Source organism: Nostoc sp., from assembly GCF_036917815.1.
In the GTDB taxonomy this organism is placed as follows: domain Bacteria; phylum Cyanobacteriota; class Cyanobacteriia; order Cyanobacteriales; family Nostocaceae; genus Nostoc.
In genome coordinates this window covers 1-18,861 of sequence record NZ_JBALEK010000093.1, presented here as the reverse complement: position 1 = coordinate 18,861, position 18,861 = coordinate 1, and the positions used below count along the sequence as shown (strand labels likewise).

Annotated in this window: 14 protein-coding genes; 9 read left to right on the top strand and 5 right to left on the bottom strand. The window is 41.3% G+C overall.

The window, feature by feature from the left end:
* Positions 1-105: 105 nt before the first annotated feature.
* The 4 genes from V7K97_RS28350 (at position 106) to V7K97_RS28335 (ending at position 5,292) form a co-directional block, all read left to right on the top strand.
* Complete coding sequence (locus V7K97_RS28350) at positions 106-1,086, top strand: 2-dehydropantoate 2-reductase (RefSeq protein ID WP_334804304.1); 981 nt, start codon at positions 106-108, stop codon at positions 1,084-1,086.
* A gap of 701 nt (positions 1,087-1,787) precedes the next feature.
* Positions 1,788-2,981 carry a Fic family protein gene (locus V7K97_RS28345; protein ID WP_334804303.1) on the top strand — a complete coding sequence of 398 codons (1,194 nt, stop codon included), beginning with the start codon at positions 1,788-1,790 and terminating at the stop codon, positions 2,979-2,981.
* A 96-nt stretch (positions 2,982-3,077) separates the two neighbouring features.
* Positions 3,078-4,565: an ABC transporter permease subunit gene (locus V7K97_RS28340; protein WP_334804302.1), complete on the top strand. Its 1,488-nt coding sequence runs from the start codon at positions 3,078-3,080 to the stop codon at positions 4,563-4,565.
* Positions 4,558-5,292, top strand: a complete 735-nt coding sequence (locus tag V7K97_RS28335; protein WP_334804301.1) for an amino acid ABC transporter ATP-binding protein — start codon at positions 4,558-4,560, stop codon at positions 5,290-5,292. The genes V7K97_RS28340 and V7K97_RS28335 overlap by 8 nt, the downstream gene beginning before the upstream one ends.
* Here V7K97_RS28335 and V7K97_RS28330 read toward each other — a convergent pair.
* From V7K97_RS28330 to V7K97_RS28320, 3 genes are all read right to left on the bottom strand, one after another.
* Positions 5,289-5,777: an NUDIX hydrolase gene (locus tag V7K97_RS28330; RefSeq protein WP_334804300.1), complete on the bottom strand. Its 489-nt coding sequence runs from the start codon at positions 5,775-5,777 to the stop codon at positions 5,289-5,291. The genes V7K97_RS28335 and V7K97_RS28330 overlap by 4 nt on opposite strands.
* 115 nt (positions 5,778-5,892) lie before the next feature.
* Positions 5,893-6,336, bottom strand: a complete 444-nt coding sequence (locus V7K97_RS28325; protein ID WP_334804299.1) for a type II toxin-antitoxin system PemK/MazF family toxin — start codon at positions 6,334-6,336, stop codon at positions 5,893-5,895.
* A complete protein-coding gene (locus tag V7K97_RS28320) occupies positions 6,330-6,572 on the bottom strand; it encodes an AbrB/MazE/SpoVT family DNA-binding domain-containing protein (protein ID WP_334804298.1) in 243 nt (80 codons plus the stop codon). Before V7K97_RS28320 ends, V7K97_RS28325 begins: the two co-directional genes overlap by 7 nt.
* 220 nt (positions 6,573-6,792) lie before the next feature.
* Between V7K97_RS28320 and V7K97_RS28315 the strand changes: the two genes are divergently transcribed.
* The 5 genes from V7K97_RS28315 (at position 6,793) to V7K97_RS28295 (ending at position 15,936) form a co-directional block, all read left to right on the top strand.
* Positions 6,793-7,371, top strand: a complete 579-nt coding sequence (locus tag V7K97_RS28315; protein WP_334804297.1) for an NADPH-dependent FMN reductase — start codon at positions 6,793-6,795, stop codon at positions 7,369-7,371.
* A gap of 205 nt (positions 7,372-7,576) precedes the next feature.
* On the top strand, positions 7,577-8,479 hold the full coding sequence (locus V7K97_RS28310; RefSeq protein WP_334804296.1) for an NAD(P)-dependent oxidoreductase: 903 nt from the start codon (positions 7,577-7,579) through the stop codon (positions 8,477-8,479).
* Positions 8,480-9,039: 560 nt separating this feature from the next.
* The gene (locus tag V7K97_RS28305) at positions 9,040-9,705 is read left to right on the top strand and encodes a sigma-70 family RNA polymerase sigma factor (protein WP_334804295.1); all 666 of its coding nucleotides are present in this window, start codon (positions 9,040-9,042) and stop codon (positions 9,703-9,705) included.
* A 110-nt stretch (positions 9,706-9,815) separates the two neighbouring features.
* The gene (locus tag V7K97_RS28300; protein WP_334804294.1) at positions 9,816-10,811 is read left to right on the top strand and encodes a DUF1822 family protein; all 996 of its coding nucleotides are present in this window, start codon (positions 9,816-9,818) and stop codon (positions 10,809-10,811) included.
* 526 nt (positions 10,812-11,337) lie between these two features.
* Positions 11,338-15,936 carry an nSTAND1 domain-containing NTPase gene (locus tag V7K97_RS28295; protein ID WP_334804293.1) on the top strand — a complete coding sequence of 1,533 codons (4,599 nt, stop codon included), beginning with the start codon at positions 11,338-11,340 and terminating at the stop codon, positions 15,934-15,936.
* 916 nt (positions 15,937-16,852) lie between these two features.
* On the opposite strand, the gene V7K97_RS28290 is transcribed toward V7K97_RS28295, so the two are convergent.
* Together V7K97_RS28290 and V7K97_RS28285 are read right to left on the bottom strand one after the other, a co-directional pair.
* Positions 16,853-17,137, bottom strand: coding sequence for a hypothetical protein (locus V7K97_RS28290; protein ID WP_334804292.1), 285 nt, complete (start codon positions 17,135-17,137; stop codon positions 16,853-16,855).
* Positions 17,138-17,367: 230 nt separating this feature from the next.
* Positions 17,368-18,861, bottom strand: a 1,494-nt coding sequence (locus tag V7K97_RS28285; RefSeq protein ID WP_334804291.1) for a thioesterase domain-containing protein, incomplete at its 5' end; no start/stop codon positions are given.

Genomic DNA, 18,861 nt, shown 5'->3' with positions numbered 1-18,861 from the left:
CAAAAAGTTTTTCCCCAAAGAGCGATCGCTAAAACATTGGTAGTTTATAATACTAGTAAATACGGAATCTCTAACCAGCAGACAGAGTATAAATAATGATGACTTATGAAAATCTGTATTGTTGGCGCGGGTGCAATTGGTGGATATTTAGGGGCAAAACTGGCACTAGCAGGTGAAGCAGTGACAGTGATTGCGCGTGGTTCGCATTTGGAGGCGATTCAAAAAAATGGGCTGAAGTTGCTCATGGCAGACGGTTCTAGCCAAATTGCTATTCCGACTTTGGCAACTAGCGATATTCAGTCAGCAGGGACACAGGATGTAGTAATTTTAACTGTTAAGGCTCACAGTGTGCCAGCGATCGCACCTCTTCTCCCTGCACTCTACAATGCTCAGACAATGGTCGTAACAGCCCAAAATGGCGTTCCTTGGTGGTACTTCCGTCAGCATGGCGGTGAGTATGAAGGTACGCAGATTCAATCTGTTGACTCAGATGGAATTATTGAAGCTAGTATTGGTGCCCAACGCGCCATCGGTTGTGTGGTTTACCCGGCAACTGAGATAATTGAACCAGGTGTAATTAAACATATTGAAGGCGATCGCTTTACTCTCGGTGAAATCGACGGCACTAAAACAGAACGCATCCAATTATTAGCACAGACTTTAAAACAGGCAGGATTCAAAGCGCCAATCCGCAATCAAATTCGCACGGAAATTTGGATCAAGTTGTGGGGGAATGTGGCATTTAATCCGATTAGTGCCTTAACTGGTGCGACTCTAGAGGATATTTGCCGCTATCCCCTTACCCGTGAACTAGCGCGGCAAATGATGACTGAAACTCAAGCGATCGCAGAAAATTTGGGTATAAAATTTGGCATCACTTTAGAACAGCGAATTAATGGGGCAGAAAACGTTGGTGCCCACAAAACCTCAATGCTACAAGATATTGAAGGCGGACGCGCTACGGAGATAGATGCTATTGTTGGCGCGGTGGCAGAATTGGGAAAACTTACTCAAATTCCCACACCTTATATTGATGCTATTTATGCCAGCGTCAAGCTGCTGGAGACGACTAAATTAAAGGTTTGATTTGACTTTCCTTGACTTTTGATAGCATCTGAAAAGCAGCGAACGGGGAGGAAAGTTTGTCTTCAGCAGACTCTTTCGGTTCCTCACCAAAACTCTGGTTTTTAGCATTATATGCGTAAAGCAGGATAAGTCTATTTGATGAAAGTTAAAAGGTCAAACTCTTATAGAGTTAGTTAATCAAAAAATGAAGTAGGGATGGGATATTTCGTATTCTATCCCTATTTAGGTTTAACTTTCTTTGATTTCTAACAGATTTAAAACTAAAACAGATGAAACATTGATCCAAAATTAATGTTTCATTTACTACAGTAATTACTGGCATCCACATAAGTATAGCAAGTGTATTGACCGCTCATGGAACCAGGGCTGTTTCATTCGTTCAGATCAGAATTTTGTCAAGAGTATCAACCAGAAAATTTAGTGAGTTGGTAATCGAAAAATTACTGTTTCAATCGGTAAATTTAAGTGCGATCGCCTGGTTTTTGACCCAATTAGAGTGTTTAAAAACCTGATTTTTTTGACTGATACGCTTGTAAATTAAGGTCTTTTAGGGAATGAATCAGCCCTGCTCATGGAACTAAGGCAAAAGGAACATACACTTTACTTGCTGTTTTTTTTCAATACAATATATTAAACCCTTAATTATATCATGTATAAACACAAAAAAATTCTTATTGCTGATACTAAGGGAATTTGATAACATGGATGAAAAATTGTCTCTTGTGAATGAAATCGATAATATGATTGATACCGATAGAGCAGGTAGATACATAGAACAGCTGACTGGATACAAAGCTTTTATACCTAATCCTTTACCGCCTATACCCAAATTATGTATTGATGATGAAATGTTAGAACTTTTATCACAAGCAGATAGAGCATTAGGTCGTTTAGATGGATCAACAGACGCTTTACCTAATCCCGACTTATTCGTGTTTATGTATGTTCGTAAAGAGGCAGTGTTGTCAAGTCAGATAGAAGGAACACAAGCTTCTTTGATAGATGTCCTTGAGTTTGAATCCCGTACAGTGGAACCAGACAACCCGCAAGATGTAACCGAAGTTGTCAACTATATTGCAGCAATTAATCACGGACTCGAAAGATTAGAGAATAATTTTCCTTTATCATTGCGATTGATCCGTGAAATTCATAAAGAATTATTGAGAGAAGGTCGAGGTTCTGAAAAGGGTTCAGGAGAATTTCGCCGCAGCCAAAATTGGATTGGTGAGGGAAGATGTAATTTAAAGGAAGCTACTTATGTTCCACCTCCACCCCATGATATGCAAGAAGCTTTAAGTAATTTTGAGAAGTTTTTACATGACTCTGCTCCAATGCCAGCTTTAATTAAAATTGGATTAGCTCATGCTCAGTTTGAAACAATTCACCCTTTTGAAGACGGCAATGGAAGAACAGGACGCTTACTAATTACTCTCTTATTATGTGAAAAAAATATATTAAAACGTCCTCTGCTCTATATATCTTATTACTTTAAAAAATACCGTTTGCAATATTACGATCATCTCCAATCTATCAGGGATAATGGGGACTGGGAAAGCTGGCTTAAGTTTTTTCTGAAAGGTGTATATGAAGTTTCTCAGGAAGCATCTACTGTTGCTCGTCAAATAGTTAATTTAAAAGAAGATCATCGTAAAACAGTAATGGAACGAATGGGAAATCGGAAGGCAGGGAATGCTATAGCCTTACTCGACAAACTCTATTACAAGCCAGTTTTTAATATAGAAATGGCTAAAGAATTTACCCAATTATCATACACTAACGCTAACATTTTAGTTAGAGAATTATGTAATATAGGAATCGTGGAAGAAATTACTGGAAATAAACGTAACCGAGCTTTTATTTATGAACCATACCTGTCTATTTTTAAGGAGTCTTAACAACAAAGCAAATGCAGATTCAAAAGCTTCTGCACAAAACTTATAGCTACACTAAAGTCTTTTGATAGCTATGGAATTTATATAATTATCAAGTCCATGAAAAAAAAAGTATGGCTATTAACGATACTGGTTGTAGCAGTAGTAGTAATAAACATCATCACCGGACATAGTAATTCTCTAAAGGCTGCCTCATCTTTAGGTAAAGATACGCTGACGATGATTACTTCCCCAGATTACCCTCCTTATGAATTTTATGATACTAAAGGAGGCGATCGCCAAATCGTTGGTTTTGATATAGATATTGCCAAGACCCTTGCTGGAAAACTAGGGTTTAAACTTAAGATCATGGAATCCGATTTTAATGGGTTAATTCCTGCACTCCAAGCAAATCGGGCTGACTTTGTAATGGCTGGGATGACTCCGACTCCAGAACGTCGGAAAAATGTTGATTTTTCAATTATCTATTACGAAGCCAAAGATACCATTGTCGCTCCTAAAGGTAGTAATCTGAAACAGCCCCAAGACTTATCAGGAAAAAAGGTTGGCGTACAACTAGGAACCATACAAGAACAAAATGCCCAGAAAATTGCTAAAAAAGTTGCGGGTATTCAGCTAAAGCAACTCAACAAAGTACCGGAAGTAGTTCAAGAAATCAAATCTGGGCGAATTGATGCAGCAATTGTTGAGGATACCGTCGCTAAGGGATTTGCCCAAGCTAACCCAGATTTAGAATTTAATACTATTCCTTCAGAAGAGGCAAGTGGATCGGCGATCGCTTTTCCTAAAGGTTCTTCTTTAGTAGAACCGTTTAGCAAAGTCCTTCAACAAATGAAGGACAATGGCACATTGAATAAACTTGTCGCCAAATGGTTTTCACAGAACACTACCGCCAATCCTATATCTCCAACTCCTGCCAAAGGTGGATTGAATCTCGACTTTACCAGAATCCTTCCAGACATTCCCTTTATTCTGCGGGGAATCCCTTTAACTTTGTTGTTTACCCTATTATCTGTAACCTTGGGGTTAATTTGGGGAACAATCCTGTCTCTATTAAAAATTCTCGGCATCAAGCCCCTTACCTGGGTTGCTAACGCCTATACCTCTGTTTTTCGAGGCACACCTTTGTTATTACAGTTGGCATTGGTTTACTACGCAACACCCCAGCTTACAGGCTATGACATTTCAGCATTGGAGGCTGGGGTACTAACTTTTACCCTGAATTCTGGCGCTTATATGTCGGAAACCATCAGAGGTGGGATTCAGGCGGTGGATAAAGGACAAAGTGAAGCGGCGATGTCTATGGGTGTTCCCTATTGGTTGATGATGTGGGATGTGATTTTGCCTCAAGCGTTGAAGAACATTCTCCCCGCATTGGTAAATGAAACTATCGGACTGCTTAAAGATTCGGCGCTGGTGTCAACCATTGGGGTAGTGGAAATATTACGCAGCGCCCAAATTGTTGGTGCAAATAAGTATATTTATTTTGAACCACTGCTATTTGCAGGGTTAATCTACTATGTTTTAGTAATGGGTATGACCTTGGGTGCATCCGCTTTAGAAAGGAGGTTACGGCAAAGTGAATAATGTAATAATTCGCACGGAATTCTTATGTAAATCCTTTGGCAAACTCGACGTACTCAAAGATATTTCTACTGAGTTTTATCAGGGAGAAGTGGTTGCCATATTAGGTCCTTCTGGTTCAGGTAAGTCTACATTTTTGCGATGCATAAACTTGTTAGAACAACCCACCAGAGGCAGAATCTACTTTCACGAGCAAGAAATTACCAAGCCCAAGGCAAACATTGCTAAGGTGCGCCAGCATTTGGTGATGGTATTTCAACATTTTAATTTGTTTCCCCACATGAATGTGCTGCAAAATGTCACCTACGCCCCCATAAAGGTGAAAGGAGTTAACAAGCAAAAAGCAGAAGAACATGGCTTAGAATTGCTTGCTAAGGTAGGTTTAGAATCAAAAGTGTCTGTGTACCCATCTAAACTATCTGGAGGACAGAAACAACGAGTAGCGATCGCTCGGGCATTAGCAATGGAACCAGAGATGATTTTGTTTGATGAACCCACTTCTGCTTTAGATCCCGAAATGGTTAAGGATGTGCTGGAAGTGATGAAAGCTTTAGCGTTATCTGGAATGACAATGGCCATCGTCACCCATGAGATGGGGTTTGCCAGAGAAGTTGCCAATCGGATTATGTTCCTCGACCAGGGAAGTTTAGCAGAAGATGCTACTCCTGGCGAGTTTTTCCAAAATCCTCAGTGCGATCGCGCCAAGCAGTTCTTGGAAAAAATGCTTTAGAACATCAGAAATTCGCCACTTTTCTTGTATTCCTGAAACTTTTCCAAAACAGGGCGATCGTTTGGCATTAGTGCAGGTAAGTTTGCCAAATCAAAAAATTCCAGCGCCAGCGATTCTCCATCTAAGCAAGCGAGGCTGCCTGACCATTCAACAGCTCGTAAAATCAAAATGAAATTTTGCACGCGATCGCCATTAGGATAGGTTACAGTTTCAAAGGCTGGGTTGGAAGAAAACCCCACAGCTTCAAAACGCTTAACCGTTAAACCAGTTTCCTCAAAAACCTCTCGTGCTGAACATTCTTCCGCAGATTCACCTACCTCTGGACAGCCGCCAGGTAGCCCCCAAACTTTGAAATCACTTCGCTTTTGCAACAAAATGCGCCCCAAGTTATCCTCGATAATTACGCGTGCGCCAAATAATAGAAGTAGGCGCTCACCTACAACTTGTCGTAACTTGCCGAGATAAGAGTCTGACCAATTCGCCATAATCGTTAGAGAATGTTTCTAAATAAAATCTAAAGGTAGCAAATAGCGATCGCCTGAAAACAGGATAATGCAGCTGAAGTTGCGATCGCACTTCTAAATTTAAATAAAATTAGTTTTATAAAATCAATGTTTCGAGCTTTGCCTGTACTTCTTCTATTAAATCTTGTGAAACACTTTCAACAAATTTTACCTTTCTAGCTTTCCAATCGAGTGTTTTAACTTGGTCGGCTAACACAACTCCTTTTGTTTGCATTCCCTTAATAAGTGGAACTTCAAAACTAAGCCCTTTTGCCTTGCTGGTTATCGGACACGCTAAAACTAAAGAAGCCATTCGATTATATTGAATTGGAGATATAACAAGAACAGGGCGGTAGCCCATTTGCTCCCGCCCTTGCTGTTGTAGTTCATTGTTCATTGTCATCGCAATGTCATCAAATGACATTCCTGATGTGTAGAGGGCAAATGCACGCTGAATCGAATCAACCGTAAACTGCTGTGTTGCTCCAAATTCTAATTTGATAATATCTCCTCTTTTGGGAAAGTATGGATTAACTACCAATGCTCATTCCCCACAGCGTTTCCAGTTTCAAATTCCGGATGGAATTTATCAGCAGTCATACCTTCAAGCAACTCATCAAGGGTATACTTTTTTCTTTTTTGTGGTGTAATTATAATATTGTCACCTTGCACACTAAGCTCTATACCTGTTCCTTCGGTTATATGTGCTTGTTCAGCTACCGCTTTTGGAATCCGAATAGCTAAACTATTTCCCCATTTAGCAACAACTGCCGTCATAGCTATCTCCAAATATTTTGTTAGCAATCTACACGCCCGAACTTAAGATTTTCGGAGTGGAAACTTGGTCTGATGTATATACTTTGAATATACAGATTTGATTAGCCGATGTCAACACCCTCTTGTAAGGCAAGAGGGAATGTATAAAGAAAATCTAAAGGTAGCAAATAGCGATCGCCTGAAAACAGGATAATGCAGTTGAAGTGTTCAACCTCTAACTATGGCATCTACACCCAAAATTCTCGCCTTTGCAGGCAGCACCCGGATTGATTCTTACAACAAAAAATTGGTAAAAGTTGCGGCGGCTGGCGCTCAGGCAGCAGGGGCAGAAGTGACTTATCTAGACCTCCGTGATTTACCTTTACCTCTGTTTGTCGAAGATTTGGAAGCTGAACAAGGTCTACCAGCCAACGCCCGCACTCTCAAGGATTTGCTGATTTCTCATCAAGGATTGCTGATTGCTTCGCCGGAATATAACAGTTCCCTCACAGCAGTTTTAAAGAACGCCATTGACTGGGCATCCCGTCCAGCCCCAAATGAAGCATCGTTGGCTGCTTTTGCAGGTAAGGTTGCTACGATTATGAGCGCTTCCCCAGGCGCTCTTGGTGGTTTGCGGGGGTTGGTTCACTTGCGGTCTATATTGGGAAATATCAAAGTTTTGGTACTTCCCGAGCAAATCGCAGTAGCCAAAGCTTACGAAGCCTTTAATGGTGATGGCACATTAAAAGATCCTAAACAACAAGAATCTATTGAAAAGTTAGGTGAGGGCTTAACAAAGATATTGGTGAAGTTTAATTAAACTGAAGAAAAATTGGTGAATTCATCTGTTTCATCCGTTGACAAATCCAAGATGCGCTGCGATTCAAAGGCAAACCATTGTTTGAAAATTGCCTGTTTTTTCAGTAGGAGCGGTAGAATTGGAGCGCTTGGTGGAATACCAGCACTGCAATAAATCCAGCAGCGAATTAATTAAAACCTGAATACAGGTAAAAATAAATTTTCCCATGCAAATCCAAACTGTTGGTATTTTAAGTCCAGGTGACATGGGGCAGGCGATCGCAGCCGTTCTCAATCAAAATGGATTGAAAACCGTTGCGGCCCTAGACGATCGCAGTCAACGAACTCGGCAATTAGCAGCCGCAGCTAATATCCAAGATGTGGGTTCCCTCAAACAACTGGTAATTGAATCTGATGTGGTGTTATCAGTTTTAGTCCCGGCCGCCGCAGCAGAGGTAGCAAAGCAAGTAGCTGAAGTAATAAATAATGTCGGGAAACAGATTCTTTATGTTGATGGTAATGCGATCGCACCCCAAAAAGTAAAACGTATTGCCCAAGTTATTGAATCAGTGGGAGCCACATTCGTAGATGCTTCCATCATTGGCCCCCCTCCTAGAGTTCCCGACCGCACTCGCATTTATGCGTCAGGAAAACAGGCCGATGAATTTCAACAATTGCGGAATTATGGGTTAGATATACGAGTGATTGGCGATGAAGTTGGTCAGGCTTCTGGATTGAAGATGTCTTACGCCGCCCTAACAAAAGGACTAACAGCGATTGGCACAGAATTACTCATTGCTGCCCATCGTTTAGGTTTGGATGAGCAACTATGGGAGGAAGTATCTAGTAGCCAACCAGAACTTGCTGCTATTCTCACCCGTTCCATTCCATCCATGACACCAAAAGCACATCGTTGGATCGGAGAAATGGAAGAGATTGCTGAAACCTTTCAAGAGTTAGGTCTGACTAAGCAGATTTTTTACGGAGCTGCCGAAGTTTACCGCTTGGTGAAAGATACCTCTTTGGGTAAGGAAACACCAGAAGAATGCGAACGCGATCGCCCTTTGAGAGACATTATTACTACTCTTTCCGACGAAGCAGCATCGAGTGTATTAGACAAAAATGGCTGATTTTAGTTTAGCTATGTAGCGATAACCTTGATATCACTCCATTGTGGCAACCCAATTCAGGAGGCCGTTCGCGCAGCGTGTCGTAGACAAGGCAGGAGGCAGGAGGAACCCACGTTTAAAAACGTGGGATTGAAGTAAGGAGGCTTTATACCGCACTTCTCTACGAGACTCTGCCGCGAACGTGCCGCTACGCTAACGCGCTGCGCGTCTCGGTATAATTCTTTTTATGAACTGGGCAAAAGATGAAAGAAACTTTAGTTTCAATTGATACTCCTAACCTCCTACCTTCTGCCTCCGGGGATAAGCGTTGATTTATAAGTATTCTTCGATAAGTTCTTAGTTATAAACTCTAGACATCCTTGGACATCCTGCTGCTCCTTTAACAATCGAATTGCTGCTAACCGATGTTCTCCTGCCAGCAGCTTAGGCTCAAACCTCATGGGAAGCCTCCCGCCAAAATTATATTGTAAATTTTTGTAACCTTTACTAGACGATTTGGATAAAAGCCACAATTACCATCCGATAGTTTTTAGAGGAATACGATTCTCACAAATGAATATATGAACGAGCAACAGCTTCAAGAGCTAGCTCTACAAGTCCAAAAACACCCTCTAGGGACAACTGCTAGACGGATAACTTTATCAAAACTAATCGATGGTATGTACTGCTCACGCAAGCTTTGCCACCCATATAAAGGTCAATTTCCAGGAGTTTACGAACAAATTTATCAAGAGGCAGTACAAGACCTATTTTTGTATATTTGCAAAAATATTGACAAGTACGACCCGCAACGTGCATCATTTATGACTTGGGTTAATATGTTATTAAGTAAACGTTTTTTTAAAGAGGCTATTCCCAAAATAATTGGCAACGCCAATGAAACTAATGTGGAAAGCTCTGTATTAGAAAACATGGGAGATTTGGCATTTGACGAGAACGAGAACGAGGATAATTATATCTCTGCTTTTAAAAAAATCAGACGATATATAGAAATAGACCCAAAAGGGATTTTTAAACAAGCACATATCAAAAAATATCCCAAAGTAAATTTCCAAGAAATTGCTGTCAAAAGATGGTCAGGTATATCTTGGAAAGATATTTCACAAGAATTTAATATTCCAGTTGCAACATTAAGTAGCTTTTATCAGCGAAGTTTAGAAAAATTTCGCGACGAATTTAGAAATTTATGTGGTGGAGAAGACTTACAGCAGATTGCAAGTAAATGAAGTACACCCATCCACAACCCTCCCCTTGGTATCGGGGAGGGTGCGCGACAGCGCGGGTGAGGTATTTGTACCTCATTAACTTGCAATCTGCTGTAACTTAGAGGAAACAAATGATGAGTGACATCGCAACTATTTCTACATTTACTGGTCCGATATCGACCGTCGTTCGCAGGCTAGCAGAAAAATGGTCAAGACAGCAAGCCACACCTGAAAAAAGCCAGCAGATTTTGCTTAATACCTTGTCTGTATCTTTCGTGAATTTCTATCTAGAGTCTATGGGGTTTGAAACTGACCTAGAAGCGAGTGACAGTTGGAATCCAGTACAACAAACTCTGATGGATGTAGCTGATTTATTGATTAAAAATTTGGGCAACTTGGAATGCCGTCCGGTGTTAGAAAATGCAGATTTTGTTTATGTGCCACCAGAAGTCCAATCAAACCGGATTGGCTATGTCGCTGTGCAAATAAGTGAATCTTTACAATCAGCCAAGTTGTTAGGATTTATCAAGGAGGTCTCAATTGATAACTTACCTATCAACCAACTACAACCTCTAGAAAATTTCCTGAATTATCTAGAATCTCTAGAATTACAAGCAACTAAATATAAGACTCAAAATTTGGGTTTATCTACTCAAAATTTAGGTTTATTTACTAGTCAAGATGTTGTGAACTTAAAAAGATGGTTTGAGAATATTTTTGAATCGGGCTGGGAAACAATAGAATCTATATTTGTTACTGAAGCAGCTTGGCAATTTAGAAGCGCCGAGTCGGGTTTTAAAAACTCTGTTGAGCGGGCTAAATTGATTGATTTTGGGATAAAAGCCAACAGGTCATCAGTAGGGATAATTGTTAAAGTCAGTCATGACAAAAACAACTTTGAAGATATGAAAATTATGGTATACTTACATCCAACAAATGGTCAAGAGTACTTGCCATCGTCTCTTCACGTGATGATTTTAGATGAAGAAGAAATTGCTGTTATGGAAGCTAAAGCCAAAAACGATAACAAAAAAATTGCATTGGAGTTTAACGCTGCTGTGGGAGATAATTTCAGCGTCAAGATAGCTTTAGGAGATATTAGCGTGATAGAGAATTTTATCATCTGAAATTAACAGAATTCTTGAGTCAATTTATCTCATATTGGATGAGATAACAGAGTTTACCCATGTTCTAAATTGGTTATCAAAATGATCAGTAGATGCCTAAGTCAGGAAGTCACCCTCCTGACTTAGGTATCCAACTAGTATAGCTGTTCCAATTCAGATGAGGTACAACATTATATCGCAAGGTGTAGGGGCACGGCACTGCCGTGCCCCTACGGGTGTACCTTACTAGCTTGGGAAATGCTATACAACAAGGCAAAAGTAAAAAGTAAAAAGTAAAAAGAAAGAATACTTATACCGCAAGCTTTTTACCCATTTAGGATGGTAGGTCTATTTCCGCCGTGATGTACTTTGAAAAGCAACTATATACTGCATACTGCTGGATCGCTCATTTTTTGCGGCACTCCGAGCGTGCAGTTTTTGCTTGTCAGATATAAAGATAGAAAAATGCGAAATCTCTCTTGGGGTAAATGTAGTTATAGATATATACTCATGATGATTTGTGCATCGCACAATTGTGATATTGCCAATGACAAAGTTAGTTGCCCTAAAGCTAGATGGCGATTTACAGCAGGGTGTACGGGTAACGCTTTCAATTGCTAATGAAGGTGTTAGCCCGCATAAAGAAGTTACAGGTAATCTACCACCAATTGCTCCCTTGCAGACAACAATTGACCAGTGGCGATCGCACTACCGTAGTTTGGGGAGTTATACTCGCGGTATCAAAGCCATAAAAGTTACTTACGAAGGTTCTATTACTCAGAAATACGAAGATTGCAAAAATTCAGCTAAGGAGTTACAAAAACGACTGAATAAGTGGCTGCTTTCGGAGTCTTTTCGACCCATCCGGGAGAGTTGGTTAAAGGAATTACCAGAAAAAGAATTGGTGCGGGTGCTAATTCGCACATCTAGTCAAGAGTTGCGACAAATACCTTGGCATCTTTGGGATTTGGTGGAAGAATATCCCAATGCCGAACTAGCTTTGAGTGCAACCGATTATCATAAACCTATAATCACGAAAACACCTACCAAAAGAGATCAAGTCAAAATTCTGGCGATTTTGGGCAACAGTATTGGTATTGATGTCGAAACAGACCGAAGATTACTCAACAGTTTACCTGATGCCGATGTAACTTTTCTGGTGCAGCCCCAACGTCACGAAATCAACGATTCCTTGTGGGAGAAATCTTGGGATATTCTGTTTTTTGCAGGTCATAGCCAGACTGTGGGAGATAGTGGTCGAATATACATTAATGAGAATCAGGAAAGCTTAACTACTGATGACCTCAAATATGGCTTGAAAAAAGCCACTAGCAACGGGTTAGCCGTGGCGATTTTCAATTCCTGTGATGGTTTGGGATTAGCATCTGAGTTAGAAGCGCTACACATTCCCCAAATTATTGTCATGAGGGAACAAGTACCAGATGAAGTGGCACAGGTATTTTTAAAGCATTTTTTGGTGGATTTTGCCAATGGTGGTAAGTCCTTATATCAAGCAGTCAAAGAAGCAAGGTTAAAGTTGCATGGTCTTGAAGATAAATATCCCTGTGCCTCTTGGTTGCCAGTAATTTGTCAAAATGCGGGTACAGCCCCACCAAGTTGGTTAGACTTAGGTCGTCGTCCCACCCAAATTATTCCCTATCGCGGTTTGTTTGCCTTTCGGGAGGAAGATGCACAGTTCTTTTTTGGACGAGAAACTTTCACCCAGATGTTGGTGGATGCGGTGCAAAAACCACCTCATCAACCCTTGGTTGCGGTTATTGGTTCTAGTGGTAGTGGTAAATCTAGCGTGGTGTTTGCAGGTTTGGTGAAGCGTCTGCGCTCTGCTGGTAACTGGCAGATTGTTGACTTTAGACCTGGTTTCAGACCTTTGTTTAATCTTGCAACTGCCCTTGTTGACCACAGAGAACTTCATTGTAGTACAGCTTACCATCAAAAAAAGTCCCAAGTCACCAGACCTTTACTTAGTCGCACTGAACGCTTGCGGGAGATTAGAAATCTTGCCAGTGACCTGGAGCAGTGCGAGAATGGGTTGCGGGATGTAGTAGATGATATCGTCTCTCTTGATTCCAGACAGCGTTTGTTGCTAGTTGCCGATCAATTTGAAGAACTTTACACTATGAGCAGAGATGCACAAAAGCGCAAAGCTTTCTTAGATAGATTACTAGAAGCAATCTATTGCTGTGCTAATTTTACTTTTGTCATCACTCTCAGGGCAGATTTTTTAGGACAAGCATTGTCTTATCGTCCCTTTGCTGATGCCTTGCAGTATGCAGACTTAAAACTTGCTCCGATGACGGATGAAGAACTGCAAGCGGCGGTAGAAAAACCTGCGGCGTTGCTGGGGGTAACAATACAGCAGAGATTGACTGAGCGTATTGTTTCTGCGGTGAGTGCAGAACCAGGGGATTTACCTTTATTGGAGTTTGCCCTCACTCAACTGTGGGCAAAACAACTTTCGGCCCAATTGACCCATGCTGCTTACGATGAAATTGGGGGGGTGGAAGCAGCATTAGCTGGTTATGCAGATGAAGCATATAACAAACTGAACTTCGAGGAAAAAGAAAGGGCGCAGCGAATTTTTATCCAACTGGTGCATCCAGGAGAAGGAACGGAAGATACCCGTCGTGTAGCTACCCGCGCTGAAGTGGGTGAGGAAAATTGGAATTTGGTGACTTGTTTAGCTGATGCTCGCTTAGTAGTTACGGGACGGGATGAGAAAACTGGCTCGGAAACTGTAGAAATTGTCCATGAGGCACTGATCCGGAGTTGGCTACACTTGAATCTGTGGATGCAACTAGACCGAGACTTTCGCCACTGGCAAGAGCAGTTGCGGACAGCAATGCGTACTTGGGAGAGTAGCAGTTTTGATGAAGGGGCGCTGTTGCGAGGAAAGCCACTGGCGATCGCAGAAGATTGGTATAACAAACGCCTAGTGGAACTGAGTGAAGAGGAAAGATGTTTCATTCAGTTTAGTTTGGAGTTGCGCGATCGCACAATCAAAATCCAAAAGCGTAGACGAAAATTAACGATTTGGGGACTCTCTACTGGTTTACTATTCGCCTTTAGTTTGGCAGGAGTCACTGGATGGCAATCCCAGAAGGCACGTATCAGCGAAATTAACTCATTTCGCTCCAGTGCTGAAACATTCTTAACCTCAAATCAGAATTTTGATGCATTAATCACCAGTATTAGGGGAGCAAATCGCATCCAACAAACCTTTGGTGTTGATACTCATACTCGCAGTCAACTTGTGGAGACACTACTACAGGCAGTTAATTTTACTAGAGAATACAACCGCTTAGAAAATCACATTGAGGAGGGGAGAGATAGCGTCAAGGATGTAGTTTTTAGTCCAGATGGCAACATCATTGCTACTGCCAGTTTGGACAAAACTGTGAAACTTTGGAGCCGAGATGGTAAAGAACTTAAAACCCTTCACGGACATAAGAATGGAGTTATTTGTGTCAGCTTTAGTCCTGACGGTAACATCATTGCTAGTGGCAGTTGGGACAAAACTGTGAAACTTTGGAGCCGAGATGGTAAAGAACTTAAAACCCTTCATGGACATCAAGAACGCATTAACAGCATCAGCTTTAGTCCAGATGGCAACATCATTGCTACTGCCAGTTCAGACAAAACTGTGAAACTTTGGAGCCGAGATGGTAAAGAACTTAAAACCCTTCATGGACATAAGAATGGAGTTTTTGGTGTCAGCTTTAGTCCAGATGGTAACATCATTGCAACTGCTAGTGAGGATGGAACTGTCAAGCTCTGGAGCAAAGAAGGCAAAGAATTAAAAACACTTTACAGGCAGAAGGAAGGGGTTAATTGCGTTATTTTTAGTCCAGATGGTAAAATTATTGCAACTGCGGGCTGGGACAGAACTATTAAACTTTGGAGTAAAGAGGGGAAAGAAATACGTACTTTCTCCGCTCACGATGACACAATTAATAAACTTAGCTTTAGTCCTGATGGCAAGATTATTGCCTCTGCCAGCAACGACAAAACAGCCAAGCTATGGAGTCTTAATGGTCAACAACTTGATGTCCTTCGCGGACATGACGCAGTAGTTTTCAGTGTAGCTTTTAGCCCTGACAGCAAGCAAATTGCCACTGCTAGTTCGGATAAAACCGTCAAGCTCTGGAATCTTAATAGTAAAGAATTACACATTTTACGCGGACATCAGCAATCAATTTATAGCGTAGTTTTTAGTCCAGATGGAAATACCATCGCTTCTGCTAGTTGGGACAACACTGTTAAGCTTTGGAGTCGAGACGGTAAAGAATTACATACTTTACGCGATCATACTAAACGAGTTAATAATGTCAGTTTCAGCCCAGATGGTAATACTATTGCCACTGCTAGTGAGGACAAAACTGTTAAACTGTGGAGTCGAGACGGTAATTTGCTCAAAACACTAGCTAGGGATCAGGGCACGATTTGGAATGTCAGTTTTAGCCCAGATGGTAATACTATTGCCACTGCTAGCGCGGACAAAACTGTTAAACTGTGGAGTCTAGATGGTAATTTGCTTAAAACACTATCTGGGCATGAAGATGTAGTCAACAGCGTCAAGTTCAGTCCAGACGGTATGACGATCGCAACTGGCAGTTGGGACAACACAGTTAGACTTTGGAACCGAGATGGTAAAGAACTTAAAATTCTACGTGGACATACAAGTGGGGTTAACAGCGTAGCTTTTAGTCCAGATAGTAGCATTATTGCTTCTGCCAGTTCGGACAACACAGTTAAACTTTGGAATCGCGATGGCAAAGAACTCAAAACCCTCCATGGCCATAGCGATATAGTTAATAGCGTAGTTTTCAGCCCTGACGGTAATATCATTGCCACTGCCAGTAGAGACAAAACCGTTAAACTCTGGAACCGAGATGGTACTTTGTTAAGAAACTTGGGCGGACACGATGACGCTGTTTGGAGTGTTAATTTTAGTCCTGATGGTAAGACCCTGGTAACTGGCAGTGGAGATAAGACCGTAATAGTGTGGAATTCCTATTTGGAAGATTTAAAGCCACTATTGGTTCGTGGTTGTACTCAAGTACATGATTATTTACAAAATAACCCCAATGTTAACCCAGAAGATAGAGGTTTGTGTCATGGGATTTAAGTTGAGTAGCTAGTCTTCAAAAGGTGTGGAACTGGGTACAAGAAAGTCCCCAATGAATAATCCGGCTTGGGGGTTGGTAACAACGTGGTCGCCACAGGACAAATTTTGTTTTCTTGCGTATTAATAGTTGAGCTAATACCATTAGTATCTCCCCGATTTGGACGACATTGGATGTGGAAATATGCTTTGCACTAAGTTCGGTCAACTCAAAAATTTTGTCATTGTTTTAAATTTTTCTGCTACCGACTAAATTACAGACATTCCCTTCCCATTTAATAGAATATGCCAGGATGTATTCAATGATAATCGAGTTTATACAGTCACAGAAAGTCCATTAAGAAATCAAAAGATAAATTCCAACTGGGAGCGCATACTTTATAAGTGAAGGCATCTCTGCTCAATACCTAAAGTACCAATCATGGTACTTTTTTTATGCAATTCTGCCGTTAGGAAAGTACCCTGATGGGTAATACCATTTTATCTAAATGTGTGCTGAAGATAATACCCCAAGAGACTTCTGATATTTTTTAAAGTTTTATTAAAATTTTGCGGTATTTCAGATAAAGAGGTTTGTTTTTAACCGAGTAATGTGTAGAGCAACCTCGAATTTCTCTCATCATCAAACTTGTAATGTCAGGGAAATTCAGCATGAACACACATAATTTAGATTTACTTTTAGCGATACGACAAAAGCTGGATGCTATCGAAATCCATAATTCCAAATTGGCGCGATTATTTATTGGCATAGCGTTTTCATTGCTTTATAGACGCAATAATGTTCTTTTACCACAAAATATACTCTTTTGGAGATGTCTAATGGGAGTCAGAGTTTGAGACTTTGTGTTCACCGTTCTTCTAGTTGATGGCTGATTAAGAAAATCCGGCGTTGCAAGATCACTATTGCCGAGATAATCTTTTATTTCCCGACGACTCTTTTATTTGTATTTGAGTGAATAGCTTTGTTAAAATCTCGCAGCAAGTCTTCTTCCGCATCCCGCTCTTGCTTAAGTTCTCGAATCGTTTCTTGACTAGAACCAATGAGCAAGCCAGCAACTGCACCAACGAGCGCGTATTTTTGCTCCAAATGTTGATACATTTGACTCGTGTAGGGGCAAGGAAATAAATTGGCAATAATAAAACCAATTCCTCCACCCACAACTGTTGTCACAAAGCCAGAGAAAGCGATCAGTTTAGCATTCATTTGCTTTACTCCAATGCTTATAACTTTACTAAATTCTCAAAAGATTCTCTATAACCTTATTTTCTCACCGACTCCCAAAGTAGTAACTTAATCTTTACCTCTTGTAATAGAAGGTAGAGTGAGGGAATCAGGACGGTCTTCACTCTTCATACTCCTTTTTTGGCTAAATATTGTTAGCTACTGAGTAATATTTATCACTCAATAGCTAAGACTCGGAACTATCTTTGCACTTAGATGTTTGCTTGTACTTGCTGGATGCAAGCTTTCAACCGTTCAGCTAAAACCTGGACATGGGGTTGAGTCATCATCGTCACATGACTTCCTGGGACAAACTGGACATCCACTGGTTCGCTAGAAAATGCGCTCCACCCCCAGGACAAATCCTGTAAAAGCTCAGATTGTAAGGCAGTAGGCTCTTCTGGAGCAGACTCGCTGGCGCGAAAGAGAGTAATTGCGATCGGATTGATGTGTTGTGGTACATACTCAGCGCTACCATCAGCTTTGAAAGCTTGTAATAACTTCTTCAAATACGTGGTATCAGCGTCGGGAGGCAAAATGTCAACCATTTTAAAGTAATCTAGAACATATTTAAATTGCTCCTCTGGAGCTAAAGATAAGAGGGGATCAGCATCCATATCCAAATCCTTTGCGAACGCAATTTTCAAGAGTTTGGCAGTCTCAATCAGCCATTTAACATCATCCCATTCTTCTGGCTTTGCCTGAGTGATCGGTGCTGTGGTATCAAGAATGGCAACTAGAGCCACCACCTGTCCCTGACTCAGTAACTGCTGCGCCATTTCATAAACGACTTTACCGCCAAAAGAATGTCCTCCCAAAAAATAGGGGCCTTGTGGCTGCACAGCTTGTATTGCTTCAATGTAGTGGGTGGCTATATCCTCAACTTGGCTGATTGCCGCTAATTCTACATCCCGACCCTGGGCTTGGAAAGTGTAGAACGGCTGGTCTGAACCAAGACAACGGGCTAAATTATATAAGTAGAACGGAAAGCCACCAGCGCCTGGAAGACAGAAGAAAGCTGGTTTGGAACCCATTGGCTGAATTGCGACTAAGGGAGACCAACCAGAAGCATCCGTATCTTTTTGCACCATAGTCGCCAACTCTTCAATTGTTGGATGTTGGAAAAGCGTGACTAAGGGGATATCTTTACTAAGCTGTTGTTTAATTTGAGTTATTAAGTAAGGAGCTAAGAGGGAATGACCGCCGAGGTCAAAAAAGTTATCTTTTACCCCCACATTGTCAACCTTCAGAATTTTTGACCAGATTTGCACCAGTTGTAGTTCTACAGTATTCCGAGGTGAAACAAATGTGTCCGAAGCACTGCGCCCAGAAGGTTCGGGTAAGGCGCGACGGTCGATTTTGCCATTGAGAGTCAGGGGTAAGGACTCCAGGATGACGAAAGTCGAAGGCATCATGTAGTCTGGCAGCTTGGCTTTCAGGAATTGACGCAGAACGCTGACTGTGGGCGTCTGCTCTTTTTGCGGTACGATGTAGGCGACTAGGCGCTGATCTCCAGGGTTGTCAACGCGGGCGATGACAACGGACGTTTGCACATCTTCATGTTGGCTGAGTACGGCTTCGATTTCTCCCAATTCGATGCGGAAGCCCCGAATTTTTACTTGGTTGTCGATACGCCCCAGGTATTCGATGTTGCCATCTGCTAGATAACGGGCTAAATCTCCTGTCTTATATAATTTGGAATTTGG

Coding starts and splice junctions, on each gene's coding strand:
- V7K97_RS28350 (WP_334804304.1), top strand. CDS start 106: ATGAAAATCTGTATTGTTGGCGCGGGTGCAATTGGTGGATATTTAGGG.
- V7K97_RS28330 (WP_334804300.1), bottom strand. CDS start 5,777: ATGGCGAATTGGTCAGACTCTTATCTCGGCAAGTTACGACAAGTTGTA.
- V7K97_RS28340 (WP_334804302.1), top strand. CDS start 3,078: ATGAAAAAAAAAGTATGGCTATTAACGATACTGGTTGTAGCAGTAGTA.
- V7K97_RS28290 (WP_334804292.1), bottom strand. CDS start 17,137: ATGAATGCTAAACTGATCGCTTTCTCTGGCTTTGTGACAACAGTTGTG.
- V7K97_RS28320 (WP_334804298.1), bottom strand. CDS start 6,572: ATGACGGCAGTTGTTGCTAAATGGGGAAATAGTTTAGCTATTCGGATT.
- V7K97_RS28295 (WP_334804293.1), top strand. CDS start 11,338: ATGACAAAGTTAGTTGCCCTAAAGCTAGATGGCGATTTACAGCAGGGT.
- V7K97_RS28300 (WP_334804294.1), top strand. CDS start 9,816: ATGATGAGTGACATCGCAACTATTTCTACATTTACTGGTCCGATATCG.
- V7K97_RS28305 (WP_334804295.1), top strand. CDS start 9,040: ATGAACGAGCAACAGCTTCAAGAGCTAGCTCTACAAGTCCAAAAACAC.
- V7K97_RS28310 (WP_334804296.1), top strand. CDS start 7,577: ATGCAAATCCAAACTGTTGGTATTTTAAGTCCAGGTGACATGGGGCAG.
- V7K97_RS28315 (WP_334804297.1), top strand. CDS start 6,793: ATGGCATCTACACCCAAAATTCTCGCCTTTGCAGGCAGCACCCGGATT.
- V7K97_RS28345 (WP_334804303.1), top strand. CDS start 1,788: ATGGATGAAAAATTGTCTCTTGTGAATGAAATCGATAATATGATTGAT.